The organism is Actinoplanes sp. M2I2, from assembly GCF_023544445.1.
GTDB lineage: Bacteria > Actinomycetota > Actinomycetes > Mycobacteriales > Micromonosporaceae > Actinoplanes.
Genome location: NZ_JALPVJ010000009.1, coordinates 219,525 through 236,237, shown reverse-complemented (window position 1 = coordinate 236,237; position 16,713 = coordinate 219,525). Strand labels below are relative to the sequence as shown.

At 73.7% G+C, this 16,713-nt stretch carries 15 protein-coding genes and 1 tRNA gene; 11 read left to right on the top strand and 5 right to left on the bottom strand.

Features of this window, described 5'->3' with window-relative positions:
* Positions 1–20: 20 nt before the first annotated feature.
* On the bottom strand, positions 21–1,040 hold the full coding sequence (selD, locus tag HJC40_RS20240) for a selenide, water dikinase SelD (RefSeq protein ID WP_250002791.1): 1,020 nt from the start codon (positions 1,038–1,040) through the stop codon (positions 21–23).
* 51 nt (positions 1,041–1,091) lie between these two features.
* On the opposite strand from selD, the gene HJC40_RS20235 reads away from it, so the two are divergent.
* The 3 genes from HJC40_RS20235 to HJC40_RS20225 all read left to right on the top strand — a co-directional run bounded on the left by HJC40_RS20235 (position 1,092) and on the right by HJC40_RS20225 (position 3,181).
* Positions 1,092–1,184: transfer RNA gene (locus tag HJC40_RS20235), tRNA-Sec, on the top strand.
* A gap of 122 nt (positions 1,185–1,306) precedes the next feature.
* Positions 1,307–2,866: a murein biosynthesis integral membrane protein MurJ gene (gene murJ / locus HJC40_RS20230; RefSeq protein ID WP_250002789.1), complete on the top strand. Its 1,560-nt coding sequence runs from the start codon at positions 1,307–1,309 to the stop codon at positions 2,864–2,866.
* A gap of 21 nt (positions 2,867–2,887) precedes the next feature.
* The gene (locus tag HJC40_RS20225) at positions 2,888–3,181 is read left to right on the top strand and encodes a hypothetical protein (RefSeq protein WP_250002787.1); all 294 of its coding nucleotides are present in this window, start codon (positions 2,888–2,890) and stop codon (positions 3,179–3,181) included.
* Positions 3,182–3,202: 21 nt separating this feature from the next.
* Here the strand turns inward: HJC40_RS20225 and HJC40_RS20220 are convergent, their stop codons facing one another.
* Positions 3,203–4,105: a LysR family transcriptional regulator gene (locus tag HJC40_RS20220; RefSeq protein ID WP_250002785.1), complete on the bottom strand. Its 903-nt coding sequence runs from the start codon at positions 4,103–4,105 to the stop codon at positions 3,203–3,205.
* A 71-nt stretch (positions 4,106–4,176) separates the two neighbouring features.
* On the opposite strand from HJC40_RS20220, the gene HJC40_RS20215 reads away from it, so the two are divergent.
* Positions 4,177–4,596: a RidA family protein gene (locus tag HJC40_RS20215; RefSeq protein WP_250002783.1), complete on the top strand. Its 420-nt coding sequence runs from the start codon at positions 4,177–4,179 to the stop codon at positions 4,594–4,596.
* Positions 4,597–4,661: 65 nt separating this feature from the next.
* On the opposite strand, the gene selB is transcribed toward HJC40_RS20215, so the two are convergent.
* The gene (gene selB / locus HJC40_RS20210; protein WP_250002781.1) at positions 4,662–6,404 is read right to left on the bottom strand and encodes a selenocysteine-specific translation elongation factor; all 1,743 of its coding nucleotides are present in this window, start codon (positions 6,402–6,404) and stop codon (positions 4,662–4,664) included.
* Between the two features lies 1 nt (position 6,405).
* Positions 6,406–7,713 (bottom strand): L-seryl-tRNA(Sec) selenium transferase, encoded by a 1,308-nt coding sequence (gene selA, locus HJC40_RS20205; RefSeq protein WP_250002779.1) that lies wholly within the window; start codon positions 7,711–7,713, stop codon positions 6,406–6,408.
* A gap of 179 nt (positions 7,714–7,892) precedes the next feature.
* Between selA and HJC40_RS20200 the strand changes: the two genes are divergently transcribed.
* From HJC40_RS20200 to HJC40_RS20190, 3 genes are all read left to right on the top strand, one after another.
* Positions 7,893–8,546, top strand: coding sequence for a phosphoribosyltransferase (locus tag HJC40_RS20200; RefSeq protein ID WP_250002777.1), 654 nt, complete (start codon positions 7,893–7,895; stop codon positions 8,544–8,546).
* Between the two features lie 45 nt (positions 8,547–8,591).
* The gene (locus HJC40_RS20195) at positions 8,592–9,788 is read left to right on the top strand and encodes an MFS transporter (RefSeq protein ID WP_250002775.1); all 1,197 of its coding nucleotides are present in this window, start codon (positions 8,592–8,594) and stop codon (positions 9,786–9,788) included.
* A gap of 109 nt (positions 9,789–9,897) precedes the next feature.
* A complete protein-coding gene (locus HJC40_RS20190) occupies positions 9,898–10,359 on the top strand; it encodes a hypothetical protein (RefSeq protein WP_250002773.1) in 462 nt (153 codons plus the stop codon).
* A gap of 10 nt (positions 10,360–10,369) precedes the next feature.
* On the opposite strand, the gene HJC40_RS46180 is transcribed toward HJC40_RS20190, so the two are convergent.
* Positions 10,370–12,781 (bottom strand): hypothetical protein, encoded by a 2,412-nt coding sequence (locus HJC40_RS46180; protein ID WP_250002771.1) that lies wholly within the window; start codon positions 12,779–12,781, stop codon positions 10,370–10,372.
* Positions 12,782–12,961: 180 nt separating this feature from the next.
* Here HJC40_RS46180 and HJC40_RS20180 point away from each other — a divergent pair, with 180 nt between their 5' ends.
* From HJC40_RS20180 to HJC40_RS20165, 4 genes are all read left to right on the top strand, one after another.
* Entirely contained in the window at positions 12,962–14,305 is a 1,344-nt protein-coding gene (locus tag HJC40_RS20180) for a ferric reductase-like transmembrane domain-containing protein (RefSeq protein WP_250002769.1), read from the top strand.
* A gap of 36 nt (positions 14,306–14,341) precedes the next feature.
* Positions 14,342–14,740, top strand: a complete 399-nt coding sequence (locus HJC40_RS20175; protein ID WP_250002767.1) for an SRPBCC family protein — start codon at positions 14,342–14,344, stop codon at positions 14,738–14,740.
* A 43-nt stretch (positions 14,741–14,783) separates the two neighbouring features.
* A complete protein-coding gene (locus HJC40_RS20170; protein ID WP_250002765.1) occupies positions 14,784–15,362 on the top strand; it encodes a hypothetical protein in 579 nt (192 codons plus the stop codon).
* Positions 15,363–15,629: 267 nt separating this feature from the next.
* On the top strand, positions 15,630–16,679 hold the full coding sequence (locus HJC40_RS20165; RefSeq protein WP_250002763.1) for an aldo/keto reductase: 1,050 nt from the start codon (positions 15,630–15,632) through the stop codon (positions 16,677–16,679).
* Positions 16,680–16,713 lie beyond the last annotated feature (34 nt).

Genomic DNA, 16,713 nt, shown 5'->3' with positions numbered 1-16,713 from the left:
CAGCTCGAGTGCACTCGAAGTCAAGCGGTGACGACGAGGGTCTTCCCGTCCGGCCGCCCGGCGATCAGCTCGCCGATGACCGGGTAGCCCGGCACCTCACCGGCCACCAGCAGCCCACCGGAGGTCTGCGCGTCGGCCAGCAGGAGCAACTCGTCCTCACCGACGCCGGCCTCCAGATGCGGCCGCACCCAGTCGAGGTTGCGCCGGGTGCCCCCGCTGACGTACCCGTCGGCCAGGGCCTGCCGTGCCCCGTCGAGGTAGGGAACCGCCCGGGCGTCGACCCGTGCCGTGACACCGCTGGCCCGGGCCAGCTTGTGCAGGTGCCCGAGCAACCCGAACCCCGTCACGTCGGTGGCACAGACCGCGCCCGCGCCCAGCGCCTTCGCCGACGCGGCCCGGTTCAGCGTGGTCATGGCCGCGACGGCGTGCTCGAAGACCTCGCCGGTGGACTTGTGGCGGCTGTTGAGCACCCCGATGCCGAGCGGCTTGGTCAAGGTGAGCGGCACTCCCGCCACCCCCGCGTCGTTGCGCATGAGCCGCTCCGGGTCGGCGATGCCGGTGACCGCCATGCCGTACTTGGGCTCCGGATCGTCCACGCTGTGCCCGCCGGCCAGGTGACAGCCGGCGTCCCGGGCGATGGCCAGGCCACCGGCCAGCACCTCGGCGGCCAGCTCCATCGGCAGCAGATCCCGGGGCCAGCACAGCAGGTTGACCGCCACCACGGGCGTGCCGCCCATGGCGTAGACATCGGAGAGAGCGTTGGCGGCGGCGATGCGCCCCCAGTCATAGGCGTCGTCCACCACCGGCGTGAAGAAGTCAGCCGTGGCCACGACGGCGGTGCCGTTGGCCAGACTCACGACGGCAGCGTCGTCCCCGTCGTCCAGCCCGACCAGCAACTCACCCGGCCCCTTGGGCAGCCCCGTGCCCACCAGCCCGGCCACGACGGCCTCGAGCTCCCCGGGCGGAATCTTGCAGGCGCAGCCGCCGCCGTGCGCGTACTGGGTCAGCCGAGGCGCATCAATAGCCGTCACGGATCCCACTGTGGCACGGCGGTGATCGAAGCGCCCGCCGGGGCGGCTAGTGTCGGGGGCGGAGGCGTTCAGGTGGCTGGTGCCCCTCCCGGTCTTCAAAACCGGTGTGGCTCGGTATCCGGGCCAGGCGGGTTCGATTCCCGTCCGCCTCCGTTTTCACCAGCCGGCCGTTCTCGACGGTGTAGCCGCGGCGAACCTGCCTGGGGCGGGAGCGCTGATGCGCTATGAAGGTCGGCATGGCGGAAGGACCTTCGGTTGGGCGGGCCGGTCGTGGCATGGCGGTGGCGACGTTGGCATCGCGGGCTGCCGGCTTTGTGCGGCTGGTGGTGCTGGCCTCTGCGCTGGGGCTGGGTGGCGCGCTGCTGGACAGCTACAACGTAGCGAACACGCTGCCCAACGCCGTCTATGAGCTTGTCGTCGGGGGCGCTATGGCCAGCGTGGTGGTGCCGCTGCTGGCCCGGGCGGCGCTGACGGAAGCCGATGACGGGGTGGCCTACGCCCAGCGGCTGCTGTCGCTGATGGTCTATGGCCTCGGTGCGGTCACTGTGCTGGCCATGGTGTCGGCGCCCTGGCTGGTCGCGGTCTACACGCCCGGGTTCACCAGCGAGCAGCGGGAGCTGGCGGTCGTGTTCAGCCGGTTCTTCGTGCCGCAGATTCTGTTCTACGGGGTCAGCGCCACCGCCGGGGCCGTGCTCAACATCCGGGGGCGGTTCGCCGCTCCGATGTGGGCGCCGCTGGTCAACAGCCTCATCGTGATCGCTGTCGGCCTCGTCTACCTGGTGATCGGCGGTGCCACGAGCATCGCGTCGATGACGTCCACGCACCTTCTGCTGCTCTCGGTCGGCACCACGGCGGGTGTGTTCGCTCAGATGATGGTGGTGGTGTGGGCCCTGGCCCGCACCGGGTTCGCGTTGCGGCCCCGGCTCGACCCGCGGGGCATCGGGATGCGCCGGATCGGGCGGCTCGGTGGGTGGGTGCTGGTGTCGGTGGTCGCCGCTCAGGTGTTGCTCGCGGCGGCCACGCGTGCCGCGTCGATCAGCGGGCCGGGTGGGATCAGTGCCTATCAGAATGCGCTTGCGGTGTTCCAGATGCCGTTCGCGATCATCGCTCTGTCGGTGATGACCGCGATGCTGCCCCGGCTCAGCCGCCACGCCGCCCGGCTCGACCACGCCCGGATCACCGAAGACCTGTCCCGGGCCGTCCGGCTCGCCGCCGTGGCCCTCGCCCCGGTCGCCGCGGCCATGCTCGTGCTCGGTCCGCAGATCGCCACCCTGCTGTTCGCCCACGGCCGCAGCTCACCACCGGCGATCGCCCTGCTCGGGGCGGTGGTGGCCGCCTTCGGGGTGGCCCTGGTGCCCTTCACCGGCTACATGATTTTGCAACGCGGCTTCTACGCCCTGCAGGACACCAGGACCCCGGCGCTGATCACCACGGGGGTGACAGTCGTCGGCGTGGCCGGGTGCCTCGTCGCGACCTGGCTCCTGCCTCGCGCGGACATCGTCGTCGGGATTCCCCTCGCCTACGCTGCCGCCTACACCGTCGGCCTCATCGCCGCCGCCGCCATCCTGCGCCGCCGCCTGGGTCGCATCGACGGACATCGGCTGCTGCGCACCCACGCGCGGGTGGCCGTCGCCACCGGGGTCGCGGGCAGCTGCGGCGCCGTCACCGCGTTCGCCCTCAGACCTGTGATCGGCTCCGGCTTCAGCGCGGCGCTCATCACGCTGACCACAGCTGGAGTCGTGGGCGCCGCCGTCTACGTTGCCGTCGCCCGGCTGATTCGCCTCACCGAATGGAAGCAACTCGTGGCCACCAGCCTCGCCGGTATCCGCCGGTGACAAATGAGGAGGCGGACCGGGATGGCTCTCGGTAGCGCGCAACGGCGTACGGAACGCAGGCCCGCCATCGAAGCGGCTTTTCCCGGCGGTCAGGTCGAGGCCGCGCTGGACCTCCTGCACCTGGCCGATCTGGCCTGGCACGACTGCTACGGCCCGGCTGACCTCGCCTTGCCGGCCCGCGTCCTCGAAGACGTCCTGCTGCTGGCTGACGGCGATCTGGCGGTTCTGGTCCGCGTCGCGCTGCTGGCCGTCCGCGATTTCCGGGACGTCCGGGTGGCCGCCGACGGTCGTCGGGACCGGTCCGGAGGTCGCTGACGGCCGCTGTCCCGGGTCGGCTCAGCGAGCCCACAGAGGATCGACGGAGGACGTCAGGTGGGGCAGGAAGCCCGCGACCGCCGGGGGTGGGGTGCGGCCGGCGAGCGTGGCCAGGTGGATGCGGCGGGTCGGCTCGTCGTCGCGGTGCAGGCGCAGCAGGATGATGTCGGTGGGGGTGCCGCGCATGGCCAGGGCGGGGACCAGGGCGACGCCCAGACCGGCGGCCACGCAGCCGAGCTTGCCGGTCCACTCGGCGGCGACGATGTCGATGCGGGGGCGGAAACCCGTGGGCAGGCTGGCTCGTAGCAGGGTCTCCTCGGCGTCGGCGGAGCCGGCTATGAACGAGTCGTCCTCCAGGTCGGACAGCCGGACGGTGCGGCGGCGGGCCAGGCGGTGGGTTCGGGAGACGGCTACCAGCAGGCGCTCGTCGAGGATGTGGTGCAACGTGTAGCGGTCGGGGTCGATCGGGCCGGCGGGGGACTCGCTGACGACGGCCACGTCGGCGTCACCGGTGGCCAGTCTCTCCAGCAGGGTGGGGGTCAGGCCCTCGACCAGGCTGACGGCCACTTCGGGGTACGCCCTGCGGAAGCTGGCCAGGGCCCGCGGGACCAGGGCGGCGACGGCGGTGGGGAAGGCGCCCACGCGCAGGCGGCCGGCGTTCAGGGTGTGCAGGTCGTCGACGGCCCGGTGGGCGGCGACCAGGCGGTCGAGGATCGCGTCGGCGTGGGGGAGCAGAGCCCGGCCTTCCTCGGTCAGGGCCACGCCGCGCGGCAGGCGGTCGAAGACTCGGGCACCCACGTCGGCCTCCAGCGCGGCTATCTGGCGGGAGACGGCCGACTGGGTGAATCGCAGACGGCGTGCGGCCGCGGTGATCGAGCCCAGGTGCGCGACGGTACGGAAGACGTCGAGCAGGATCGTGTCCATGACCGGCAAGCATGGCAGGCATGCGTGACATTCGCTGGTGGCATGGGTGGGTCGGAGCTTAGCGTCGCGGCATGGTGAAAATGACGCTGGACAATCCGGCTTCGGTCGCGGCGCCGTTCGGTGACCGGTTCGCCCATGTGGCCCGGCTCGACCTGGGCGGTGGGGCGTTGCTGTTGCTCGCCGGGCAGGTCGCGGTCGACGACGCCGGTGAGGTGGTGGCGCCGGGGGACGCGGCAGCTCAGGCCGAGCGGATCTTCGAGATCGTCGGCGGGCTGCTCGCGGCGCATGGGGCGGGCCTGGCCGACGTGCTGTTCATCCGGACGTTCATGACCGACCTGGGTGATCTGCCGGCGTACGGCGGGGTCCGGCGACGGCTCTTCGCGGCACCGGGCCGCACGCCGCCGGCCAGTACGACGGTCGAGGTCAGCCGGCTTTTCCTGCCGGGCGCCGTGCTCGAGGTGGAGGTCACCGCGGCGGTCCGCTGTGAGTAAGCAGGTGGAGGTCACCGCCTCGGTCCGGGCGCCTGCGGAGGGGGCTGCCGTCGGCGGCGGCGGAGTCAGCGCACCTGGCGGCGGTCGTCGGGGAGCCGGTGGGTGAGGCCGCGGCGGTCGAGCAGCTCCAGGAGGGGAACCGCGACCCGGCGGGTGGTGCCCAGGGCCCGCCGCGCCTCGCTGAGCGTGAACGGCTGCGGCAGGCCGGCCAGCACCTGGGCGGCCCGCTCGACCGCACCGGTCGCCAGCACGACCTGCGGGGTCACGGGGACGACCAGGCCGGTGCGGGCGGCGGCGGCCAGCTGCCGGGGTCCCAGCCCGAGCGCCACCAGGTCGTGGGCCTCGGGGGCGGCGAAGGGACTCAGACCGTCGAAGGCCCGGCCGACCAGGGCGACCAGCTCCGCGGGCGGGCCGGCGGCGGCTGGGGCGACGCGGCCGCCGCGCATCGACAGGGGCGGGCGGATCAGGGCCGTGACCAGCGCGCGATCGGGCAGGCCGAGGCGGTGGCGCAGGGCGTCCAGCGGCATCCCGGGCTCGAGCGGGTTCTCCTTGGCGTAGGCGGCGACCTCGGCCGGCAGGCGTTCGACCAGCGCGGCCCAGTGGGACGGGTCGGCGTACCAGTCTCCGGCCACCGGGGTTGCCGAGGCGGGGACGGGGACGCCCATCGTGGCCAGGTCGCCGGCTCGCAGCAGACGGCGGCGGGACAGCTCGCCGGCCAGGTCGGGACGGCCGTCGAGCTTGGCCAGCACCTCGGCGCGGGCGGCCGCGGCGCCCCGGCGTTGCAAACCGGGCGGCGCCACGTCGAGGACGGTCACGCCGCCGGCCACGTGGTGCAGGCCGGGATCGCGCAGCAGGGCCCGGTCGCCGATGCGCAGGGGCAGGGGGCGGGACAGACGCAGGCGTACGGTGTCGTCGCCCAGCGGACGGACCCGGACCGGGACGGCGGCCGAGCCCGCGTGCAGGGTCATCGTCGCGGGCAGCGACGCGGCCGGGTCGCCGTGGACCCGTACGTCGATGAGGTCGGTGTGGCGGAACCGGCCGGGGCTCAGCAGGGCGTCGCCGCGGCCGACGTCGTCACGGGGGGTGCCGCGCAGGTTCACGGCCACCCGGGCCACGGCGGGCACCGCGGCGGCCGGCCGGCCCAGCGACTGCAGGCCCCGGACCCGCACCACCGCGTCGCCCAGGGCCAGTTCGTCGCCGACCCGCAGGACGCCCGCGCCGAGCGTGCCAGTGACCACCGTGCCCGCGCCCTTGACCGTGAACGCCCGGTCGATCCAGAGGCGCACGGGCTCGTCCGCGGAAGGGGCGGGCAACCCGGCCACCAGCTCGTCGAGGGCTGACCGCAGCTCGTCGAAGCCGGCGCCGGTGCGGCCGCTGACGGCCACGGCGGGCACCCGGCCCAGCGGCGTCGCGGCGATCTCGGCCAGGGCCTGCTCGGTCGCCGGGCCGGGATCGGCCAGGTCGCTGCGGGTGACGACCAGCAGACCATGGCGTACGTCGAGGGCGGCCAGCGCGGCCAGGTGCTCGGCCGACTGCGGCATCCAGCCCTCGTCCGCGGCTACCACCAGCATCGCCGCCGGGACCGGGCCGATGCCGGCCAGCATGTTGGGCACGAAACGCTCGTGGCCGGGCACGTCGACGAAGGCGACCGTCTCGCCCGAGCCCAGCGTCGTCCAGGCGAACCCCAGGTCGATCGTCATGCCCCGGCGGCGTTCCTCGGCCCACCGGTCCGGTTCCATGCCGGTGAGCGCCCGCACCAGCGTCGACTTCCCGTGGTCGACGTGCCCGGCGGTGGCCAGCACGTGCATGTCAGCCCGCAACCGAGGCGACGGCGGCGACCATGTCCACCACGATGGGGTCGGACGCCGGCGGGACGCACCGGAGGTCCAGCAGGAGACGGTCACGCTCGACCCGGCCGACGACGGGAGTGGCCGCGGTGCGCAGCCGGTCCGCGTACGCCGGGGGCAGCGAGAGGGACCACGACGGGAGGGTGAGTTCCGGCGCGCCGCCGCCGCCGACGACCGCCTCCGACGCGACGATGCCGGACTCGACGCCGACCTCGGCCAGCCGGGCCTGAACCTGCCGGGTGCGGGCCAGCAGTTCCTCCGGTGCCAGGCGCAGCGCTTCCCACGTCGGCGTGGCCGGGCCGGTCAGGGTGGCCTGGAGGGCGGCCAGCGTGAGCTTGTCGACGCGCAGGGCGCGGGCCAGGGGATGGCGGCGCAGGCGTTCGATCAGCGGGGCGGTGCCGAGCAGCAGCCCGGCCTGCGGCCCGCCCAGCAGTTTGTCGCCGCTGGCGATGACCAGGTCGGCTCCCTCGGTCAGCGTCGAGGCGGCGTCGGGCTCGTCCGGGAGCAGGGGGTCGGGAGCGAGCAGTCCGGAGCCGATGTCGGCGACCACGGGGGCGGGCAGGGCGGCCAGGCCGGCGATCGACGCCGCGCTGGTGAAGCCCCGGACCACGAAGTTCGAGGGGTGCACCTTGAGGATGAAGCCGGTCGCCGGGCCGATCGCGCGCTCGTAGTCGGTCACGGACGTGCGGTTGGTCGTCCCCACCTCGCGCAGCCGGGCGCCGGTGGACTCGAGCAGGTCGGGCAGCCGGAAGCCGTCGCCGATCTCCACCATCTCGCCGCGGCTCACGATGATTTCGCGGCCGCCGCCGGCCAGGGCGGTCGCCGCGAGCACCAGCGCGGCGGCCCCGTTGTTGACCACGTGCACGTCGCCCGCGTCCGGGACCGCCCGGTGCAGAGCGGCCAGGGCGGTCCGGCCCCGCTTGGCGCGACGGCCGGTGGTGAGATCGAGCTCCACATCGGTGTGACCGGCGGCGGCCGACACAGCGTCGCGGGCGGCGGGCGAGAGCGCGGCCCGGCCCAGGTTGGTGTGCAGGACGACCCCGGTCGCGTTCAGCACCGGCCGCAGACCTCCGGGCAGGGCAGCCAGCGCGGCGCCGACGACCGCGTCCGGGTCGAGCTCTCCCTCCCGTACGCGCTGGAGCGTCGCCACGACGGCGGCCTTCACGGCCGCCCGGCCCTCGCGCGCGGTCGCCTCGGCCAGGCCGGGATCGGCCAGCACCACATCCGTCCGCGGCACCCGCCGCCGACGGTCCACCGTGGCCTCACCCATAGCCGCCTCCCTCACCGCCCGCATGCCCGTAACGAGGGCCGCCATGCGCCCGGCCGCACCGCCGAACCCGACGCACCGAAAGCTACCCGTCCGCGCGACGGCCCTCGTCCGCCGGGCGGAAGTTGCGAGTCATCGCAGGTCAGACGCATAGGACGAGCGTCAGCGGGTACGTCCGGACCATGACGATCTTCGCCAACCGGGACGAGGCCGGGCGGCAGCTCGCCGAGGCGGTCGCCGCGCAGGTGCGTAAGCATCCGGGGCCGGCGCCGCTGGTGCTGGCCCTGCCGCGCGGGGGCGTTCCGGTCGCCGTGCGGGTCGCCGCGCGCGTCGGCGCCGAGCTCGACATCGTGATCGCCCGCAAGCTGACCGCGCCGGGCCGGCCCGAGTTCGGGGTCGGGGCGATCGCCGAGGACGGGCCGCCGGTCTTCGACGAGGACAGCCTGGCCGACCTCGGGCTGGCGCCGGAGGACTTCGCGGAGAGCGTGACCGCCGGGCGGGCCGAGCTCACCCGGCGTACGCGGGAGTACCGCGGTGACCGGCCGCCGCCCGACCCGACCGGCCGTGAGGTCGTGGTGGTCGACGACGGGCTGGCCACCGGGGTCACCGCCCGGGCCGCCCTGCGGTGGCTGCGCGGGCATCACCCGGCGCGGCTGGTCTTCGCGGCGCCGGTCTGCGCGCCGGAGGCCCACGACCGGCTCGGTGGTGCGGCCGACACGGTGATCTGCCTGAGCGAGCCGCCGGACTTCCACGCGGTCGGTCAGTGGTACGAGGACTTCGGGCAGCTCTCCGACGCCGATGTCGACCAAGCGCTGAGAGGCTTCGCTCACACCTGACCATCGCTATGTACGGACGTACACATCGTGTGTACGCTCGTCCGCATGACGACTCTGGCTGCCGTGCCCACGCGGCAGGCTCGCTCGGCCCGCGCCGCCGTGGCTGCGCTGTTCCTGACCAACGGTGCGGTGTTCTTCAACGTCGTGCCGCGCTACCCGCAGATCAAGGCCGACCTCGGCGTCAGCAACGCGATCCTCGGCACGGCCATCGCCGCGATGCCGATCGGCGCGCTGCTCGCCGGCCTGCTCGCCGGCGCGGCCATCCGCCGGCTCGGTTCGGCCCGCGTGGCCTCGTACGGCGTCGTCCTGACCACCCTGGCCACGCTGATCATCCCGTTCGCGCCGCACTGGCTGGCCTTCGCCGGGGCGCTGTTCGTGATCGGCGCGCTCGACTCGATCGTCGACGTCGCCCAGAACGCGCACGGCCTGCGGGTCCAGCGGCTCTACGGCCGCTCGATCCTCAACTCGCTGCACGGCGTCTGGAGCATCGGCGCCGTCCTCGGCGGTCTGATGGGCTCGGCCGCGGCCGGTCTGTCGGTGCCGCTCGGCCTGCACCTGACCATCTCGGCCGTGCTGTTCAGCGGCGTCGCGCTGGTCGCCCTCCGGTTCCTGCTGCCCGGCGCCGAGGACGCCGAGCGCGCCCCGGCCGGCGACGCCCCGCCCGCCACCCGGTCCTTCACCAAGGCCGCCGTACGGATGCTGGCCGTTCTCGGCATCCTCGCCGCCGCCGGCGCCCTGGTCGAGGACGCCGGAGCCTCCTGGGGCGCGCTGTTCCTGACCGAGGACCTGCGCGCCGGGGCCGCCACCGCGGGCCTCGCCGTCGTGGCCATGCAGGTCGCGATGACCGTCGGCCGCCTCGCCGGTGACCGGGTCGTGGACCGCTTCGGGCAGCGCACGGTCGTCCGCGCCGGCGGGGCGCTGGCCGCGATCGGCATGGGGGCGGCGCTGGCCGTGCCGTCGGTGCCGACCGCGCTGGCCGGGTTCGCGCTGGCCGGGCTGGGCGTGGCCACGCTGGTGCCGGCGGCCATGCACACCGCCGACGAACTGCCCGGCCTCGCCCCCGGCACCGGCCTGACCATCGTCAGCTGGCTGCTGCGCGGGGGCTTCCTGCTCTCGCCGCCCCTGGTCGGCCTGGTCGCCGACCAGACCAGCCTGCGCGTCGGCCTGCTGTCGGTCGTGCTGGCCGGCGTCGTCACCGTGATCTTCGGCCGCGTCCTGGTGAACCGTCCCCCGGCGACGTAGTTCGCGGCCGGGCCGCAGTTTCGCAGCTGAGCCGTACTTTCGCAGCTGAGCCGTAGGTTCGCGGCTGGGCTCTAGTTTCGCGGCTGGGCCGGCCGGGCACGCTGATCACATGAGAACGGGAATCCTGGCCGGCGCCGCCGCTGGTGCTGCCGGCACCGCCGCCCTCAACGCCGTCACCTATCTCGACATGGCCGTCCGCGGCCGGGCGAGCAGCAGCACCCCCGAACAGACCGTCGAGGCCATCGAGGAGCAGCTGCCGGTGTCGGTGCCGGGCGAGGGGGAGACCCGCGAACACCGGGTCGCCGGCCTGGCCAGCCTGAGCGGCATCGTCACGGGCGTCGGCATCGGCGTCACCTTCGGCCTGCTGCGCCGGGCCGGCGTACGCCCACCGGCCCCGGTCGGCGCGGCCCTGATCGGCGCGGCCGCGATGGCCTCGACGAACCTGTCGATGGCCTACCTCGACGTCAGCGACCCCCGCTCCTGGTCGGCCACCGACTGGCTGACCGACGCCATCCCCCACCTGATCTACGGCGCGGTCACCGACGCCGTGCTCCGCTCCCTCTACCGCTGATCGGACATCCCTAGCTGGTTCGGGTCAGGCGCCACCACGGCGACGGGTCGGTGGTTGTGGTGTCGGCGCGCAGGTCGACCCGTACGCCTGCGGCCTGGAGGGTGCCGACCGGCTGGCCCGCGGTCACCGAGGCGCCCGGCGCCGAGGTGGTGACCTGGACGGGCACGGTCTGGCCGGGCCAGCCGACCACCTTGAGCGGCGTGGCGGGGCGGACAGCGCTCGTGGAGCCCCAGGCCGTACGGATCTCACCGACCGGCTCGGCCGGGACCAGGGTGTACTGCTTGACGGTCTGGCGTACCGCGCGGAGCAGCCGGCGGACCTCCTGGTTGACGTTGGCGAGCTGCTCGGGAGTGTTCAGGCCGGGCTGGTTGAAGACGGCGCCGACCACGGTGAGCTTGCGGTCGCCGACGGTGAGGCGGGCCGAGAAGAGCAGGCAGCCGCCGGCCTCGTCGGTCGAGCCGGTCTTGATGCCCGCGACGCCCTGCACGCCGAGCAGGTCGTTGTAGTTCTGGATCTTGCCGGTGACCGGGATGGTGGCGCTGGGCAGCGCGACGATCTCGGCGAAGACGTCCGACTTGAGCACGGCCCGCGCCAGCTTGACCTGGTCCGGGGCGGTGCTGATGGTCGTGGGCAGATAGCCGCTGGGATCGGTGTAGCGGGTGGCGGTCATGCCGAGGTCGGCCGCGGCGGCGTTCATCTTGTCGACGAAGGCGCTCTCCGAGCCGGCGTCCCAGATCGCCAGCTGGTGCGCGACGTTGTTGGCCGAGGGCAGCATGAGAGCCTCGATCGCGTCCCGCTCGGTCAGCTTCTGACCGACCCTGACCGGTACGAGTGACTGGTTGCTGGCGATGCGCGCCTGATAGTCGGCCACGTCGGCGGCGGTCACGGTCAGCGACGGGCCCTCCTCGTCGCCGCTGATCGGGTGGTCGCGCAGGATGACGTACGCGGTCATGACCTTGGCGACGCTGCCGATGGGCGCCGCGTCGTCGCTTCCCGAGCCGCCCAGCCGCCCGAGGCCCTCGATCATGAGTTCGGCCGAGCCCTGATCGGGCCACGGCAGCGACACCGCCTCGCCGGGGATCCGCATGGTCGTGGCCACGGTGGTGGACAGCGTCGCCTCGGGCAGCGACCGGGTGAGCTGCGCCGTCGCCCCGGCCCCGAGCAGGAGAACAAGCAGGAGCACGGCGAGGAGTACGGCGGTCGGGCGCTTCCGCCGCGGGGGCGCGCTCCCGTATTCGCCGCCGCCGGAGCGCTGCCCGTACTCGGTGGGCGGGCTGGTCTTGTCGCCGGCCCCGGTTGCCGTGCGCCCGTATTCGGTGGGGCGGCCGGTGGCGCGCCCGTACTCGGTCGGGCGGCCGGCCGGGCGTCGGTCTTCGGTTGGCACGCTCCGATCCTGCTCAGCCGGCGGTGTCGTCCGCTGCCCGTATTCAGTTGATTTGGCGACTTTCTCGGCCGACGGCGGACTCGGAGCCGGTGACGTTGTGTCACCCGGTGCTGGTGTGGTGGTCGACTGCTCGCGCTGGGTCGGCGTCGTGGTCGCGCGGCCGTACTCGCCGGGCCGGGAAGTGGCGGCGCCCGCGCCGGGCGCATCGGGCCCGGTAGTGGTGGCGCCCGCGCCGAGCCCGCCGTAGACCTTGCCGGCACCCTGCTCAGAGGCCGGCGCGGAGCCGCTGGGCGGCGATGCTTCCGGCGCCGGGCGTGGCGCCGGAACCGATCGCGGGCCGGTGGGCCGAGTCGAGGGCACGGCCACCGACTCGGACCCGCCGGGCCGGGTCGAGGGCGCGGGGGCCGGGCTTCCGGCACGGTCGGCGGTCGTGCTCTTCGCTGATGACGGCCGGCTCTTCGCTGATGACGGCCGGGCGAGGGCCTCGCCCAGGTTCGTGGGACGGGACGCGACGTTCGTCGCGATCGGCGCGGTGCGGTCGGGGTCCGGCGGTGGCGTGGCCGCGCGCTGCGGTGGCTGGTCGCGCCGGGGCGCCGGAACGGAGATCATGCCGCCGCCCGAGGGCCCGGCCGGTTCCGCGCTGCCGCCGGGCGCGAGCGGCATCGCGGCCGTCGCGTCGGCGTCCTCGTCCGGGCTCGCGGGTGCGGGCCGGGCGCCACCGGCGGGCGCGGCCGGGCTGCCGGGATCCGCCGTCGGTGTGCTGCGGGAACCGGCTTGGACCGGTGGGATGACCGTGGTCCGGTCGGGGTCGGACGGGCTGGTCGCCGGCTGCGGCGTGGCTTGGACCGGTGGGATGGCTGTTGTCCGGTCGGGGTCGGAAGCGTTCGTCTCGGGCTGGGCGGCCCGGTCCCGCTCAAGCTCGGCCGGCGCGGGGGCCGAGGCCGCCGCTCGCTGGGCGGGGATGGCCGCGGTCGGCTCCTCCTCCGTTCCCGTGGGCGTCGGCTGGTTCTCGTCCGTCGGCTTGGCCGGCTGCGTCACTACTGGCTCCTCTCCGCCCGTCCGCACGGGCGCCGGGGCAAGTATCGCCGGAACGCGCCACCCCCGGCCCGCCCGGTCACCCGGCCGCCGGGCTGAACCCGGCTCCTCCCCGTGTCGTGTGGGTGATTGCGCCGCCGTGCGGTCACCCGCTACAGACAATGCACACCTCGGGAGGTTCGGATGCTCACCGCAACCCGGCCGCAGCTGCGGCCCGCCGGTCAGGCCCGGGCGGCGTACCTCGGGCTCTGGCTCTTTCTGCTGCTCAACCTGGTGATCGTCGAGTTGATGCTGACCCGGCCGAACACTCCCGCCCACAACACCCTGACCACCGCCGGGCGCGTCCTCGGCCTGCATCTCGGCTTCGCGCTCGCCCTGCAACTGCTGCTGATCGCCCGGCTGCCGTTCCTCGATCGCCGCATCGGCATGGACCGGCTCACGACCTGGCACCGCTGGACCGGCTTCGCGATCTTCTGGCTCGTTCTGCTGCATCCGACTTTCGTGCTGCTGGGCTACTCCCGGCTCGGCCAGGTCTCGTTCCTCGGTCAGATCCCGGTCCTGGCCCGGCAGATGCCCGTGCTGCTCGGCATGATCGCCGCGGGCCTCGTCGGCGTCATCGCCGTCACCTCGGTGCGAGCCGCCCGCAAGCGACTTCCGTACGAGGTCTGGCACGCCATCCACCTGCTGGTCTACGCCGTGATCGTGCTCGGCGTGATCCACCAGGTCTACGAGGGGAGCGCCTTCAAGACCAACACCTTCACCCAGGCGTACTGGTGGGGGTTGTGGGCCTTCGCCGTCGGAGCGCTGCTCACCGGCCGGCTGATCCTGCCGCTGGTCCGCAACGCCCGGCACCGGCTGCGGGTGGCCGCGGTCGTGACCGAGGCCCCCGACGTGGTCTCCGTGCACGTGACGGGCCGTGACCTGGACAAGCTGCGGGCCCGCGCGGGGCAGTTCTTCCTGTGGCGCTTTCCCGGCCACAACCGCTGGTGGCAGGTGAACCCGTGGTCGCTGTCGGCCGCCCCGGACGGTCGTTCGCTGCGGCTGACGGCCAAAGCCATCGGTACGACCAGCGCCGGCCTGCGCGAGCTGCCGGTCGGCACGAGGGTGTTCGCGGAGGGACCGTACGGGGCCTTCACCGCGGCCGGCCGCACGCGGGCCGACACGCTGCTGATCGCCGGCGGCATCGGCGTGACCCCGATCCGCGCGCTGCTCGAGGACCAGACCCTGGACGGCGACATCGTGGTGCTCTACCGCGTGCGGACGCCGGGCGACGCGGTGCTGCTGGGCGAGCTGCGCAACCTGGCCCGGCTGCGGCACGCGCGACTGCACCTGCTGACCGGTCGCACCGCCGGGGCCAACCAGCCGTTCAGCCCGGAGAATCTGCGCGCGCTGGTCCCCGACATCACCGAGCGGGACGTGTACGTCTGTGGTCCGGCCGCCCTGACCGACGCGGTGCTGCGCAGCCTGCGGGCGTTGCGGGTGCCCGCCCGGCAGCGCCACAGCGAGGTGTACCGGCTCGCGAGCTGAGCGGCGCTCGATTCCCCGGAGGCGGATGATCGGGAGATGACCACTGATACGGCACACCTCGCGGAGCGCATCGACCGCCCGGTCGACGACGTGTACGCGTACGTCGTCGACCCGGCCAACCTGATGAGCTGGGCGCCCGGCCTGGGCACGTCGGTCGATCAGGTCGACGGCGCCTGGTACGTGCGGTCGGAGGCGCTGGGCCGCGTCCGGGTCGAGTTCGCGCCCCCGAACGGCTTCGGCGTGCTCGACCACGTCGTGACGCTCGAATCCGGTGAGCAGTTCCTCAATCCGGTACGCGTCGTCCCGTACGGCGAAGGCGCGGAGCTCGTCTTCTCGGTGCGGCGACCGCCCGGCACGTCGGACGAGGACTTCGCCCGCGACAGCGCCGCGGTGGCCGCCGACCTGGCCCGCCTCAAGGCCATCCTCGAGCAATGAGCCGCCCAGGGAACGCCGGCGGGCCGCCAGGCGTCTTCAGGGCATGAGCCTTCCCGCCCGTCTCGTGCCGCCGGTGGTGGCGTGTCTGCTGGCCGGCTGCTCGGCCGGCCCGGTGCCGTCGCCACCGGCCCAGCCGCCGTCGCCACCGGCCCAGCCGGCGCCGCCAGCGGCCCGGTCCGCGCCGCCACCGGTCCCGTCCGCGCCGCCGCCACCGTTCTCCGCGGCCGCCGGCGCCATCGACTGTGCCCACGACCTCGGCGCCCGGCCGCCGAGCGAGGGCTACCCGCTGGTGCTGGACGCCGTGGCGCTGCCCACCGCCGTGCTCCAGGCGAACGAGTCGGGTGAGCCCGGCCGCCTGTTCGCCAAGACGGGCCTGCTGGTGCGGGCCGGCACCGCGGTCGAGCTGTCGGTCGCCCCCGAGGCGGCCGGCGACGTGATCATCGGCTGGGGCAGCCCCGGGCCCAAGGGCACCACGGTCCGCGTCCCGGCCTGCCCGGACGCCAAGGGCTGGGTGGTCTTCGCCGGCGGTTACACGGTCTCCGAGCCGGTCTGCGTCCCCTTGATCGTGCGGGTCGGCGACCGCGAGCAGCGGGCCGAGGTGAGCGTCGGTGTCAGTTGCTGAGGCGGGCCCTCGATGAGCGCCCGGGTCGCCGTGCTCAGGGCGTTCTTGATGGCATCCGTCCCGGTGGAAGGCCGTCCGAGCGGGTAAGGCTGGACGTAGCGCTACCCGAGGCTGAGGCGCTGTTCGAGGCTCAGCGCTATTCGGGGCTCAGCGCTATCTGAGGTTCAGCGCTATTCGGGGCTCAGCGCTATCTGAGGCTGAGCGCTATCTGAGGCTCAGTGCTATGTGAGGCTCAGCGCTATTCGAGGCGAAGGAAGAGGGTTCACCATGCAGTATCGGCAGCTCGGCCGCACCGGTCTGAGGGTTTCGACGTTCACCCTGGGCACGATGGGCTTCGGCGGCACCGGCTGGGCGTCCGCGGTCGGCAAGATCGACGTGGCCGGGGCGCGGGAGCAGATCGCGATCGCCCGGGACGCCGGCGTCAACCTGATCGACACGGCCGACGTCTATTCGGCCGGTCTCAGTGAGGAGATCCTCGGCGAGGCCCTCGGCGACAAGCGCGACGACGTCCTGATCGCCACCAAGGTGCGGATGCCGATGGGCGACGGCCCCAACGACGCCGGTCTGTCCCGGCACCACATCATCCGCGGGGCCGAGGCGAGCCTGCGCCGGCTCGGCACCGACTACATCGACCTCTACCAGGTGCACGAGTGGGACGGGCAGACCCCGCTCGAGGAGACCCTGACCGCGCTGGACGACCTGGTGCGCAGCGGCAAGGTCCGCTACATCGGCTGCTCCAACTACTCCGCCTGGCACCTGGTCAAGGCGCTCGGCATCTCCGACGCCCGGCAGCTCGAGCGCTTCGCCAGCACCCAGGTCTTCTACTCGCTGGCCAACCGCGACATCGAGGCCGAGATCGTGCCGGCCGCGCTCGATCAGGGCGTCGGCATCCTGGTGTGGAGCCCGCTGGCCGGCGGTCTGGTGTCGGGCAAGTACCGGCGCGGGGTGCAGGCGCCCGAGGGCAGCCGGCACCTGTCCGAGTGGAGCGAGCCGCCGATCTACGACGAGGACAAGCTGTACGACTCGATCGAGCTCGCGGTGAAGATCGGTGAGTCGCACGGGGTCTCGGCGGCCCAGGTGTCGCTGGCCTACATCGCGCAGAAGCCGGGCGTCACCTCGCTGATCGTCGGCGCCCGCACGACCGAGCAGCTGAGCGACAACCTGGCCGCGGCGAATCTGGAGCTCACCGCCGACGAGGTCAAGGCGCTCGACGACGCCAGCGGCGACAACCTGCGCTACCCGTACTGGCACCAGCGCAACACCAGCACCGACCGCCTCAGCGCGGCCGATCTGTCGCAGATCCAGCACTACCTGTAAGCGGCGAGAAGGGGGACGCGCGGGCGTCCCCCTT

Coding starts and splice junctions, on each gene's coding strand:
- murJ (WP_250002789.1), top strand. CDS start 1,307: ATGGCGGTGGCGACGTTGGCATCGCGGGCTGCCGGCTTTGTGCGGCTG.
- HJC40_RS20225 (WP_250002787.1), top strand. CDS start 2,888: ATGGCTCTCGGTAGCGCGCAACGGCGTACGGAACGCAGGCCCGCCATC.
- HJC40_RS20220 (WP_250002785.1), bottom strand. CDS start 4,105: ATGGACACGATCCTGCTCGACGTCTTCCGTACCGTCGCGCACCTGGGC.
- HJC40_RS20215 (WP_250002783.1), top strand. CDS start 4,177: ATGGTGAAAATGACGCTGGACAATCCGGCTTCGGTCGCGGCGCCGTTC.
- selB (WP_250002781.1), bottom strand. CDS start 6,404: ATGCACGTGCTGGCCACCGCCGGGCACGTCGACCACGGGAAGTCGACG.
- selA (WP_250002779.1), bottom strand. CDS start 7,713: ATGGGTGAGGCCACGGTGGACCGTCGGCGGCGGGTGCCGCGGACGGAT.
- HJC40_RS20200 (WP_250002777.1), top strand. CDS start 7,893: ATGACGATCTTCGCCAACCGGGACGAGGCCGGGCGGCAGCTCGCCGAG.
- HJC40_RS20195 (WP_250002775.1), top strand. CDS start 8,592: ATGACGACTCTGGCTGCCGTGCCCACGCGGCAGGCTCGCTCGGCCCGC.
- HJC40_RS20190 (WP_250002773.1), top strand. CDS start 9,898: ATGAGAACGGGAATCCTGGCCGGCGCCGCCGCTGGTGCTGCCGGCACC.
- HJC40_RS20180 (WP_250002769.1), top strand. CDS start 12,962: ATGCTCACCGCAACCCGGCCGCAGCTGCGGCCCGCCGGTCAGGCCCGG.
- HJC40_RS20175 (WP_250002767.1), top strand. CDS start 14,342: ATGACCACTGATACGGCACACCTCGCGGAGCGCATCGACCGCCCGGTC.
- HJC40_RS20170 (WP_250002765.1), top strand. CDS start 14,784: ATGAGCCTTCCCGCCCGTCTCGTGCCGCCGGTGGTGGCGTGTCTGCTG.
- HJC40_RS20165 (WP_250002763.1), top strand. CDS start 15,630: ATGCAGTATCGGCAGCTCGGCCGCACCGGTCTGAGGGTTTCGACGTTC.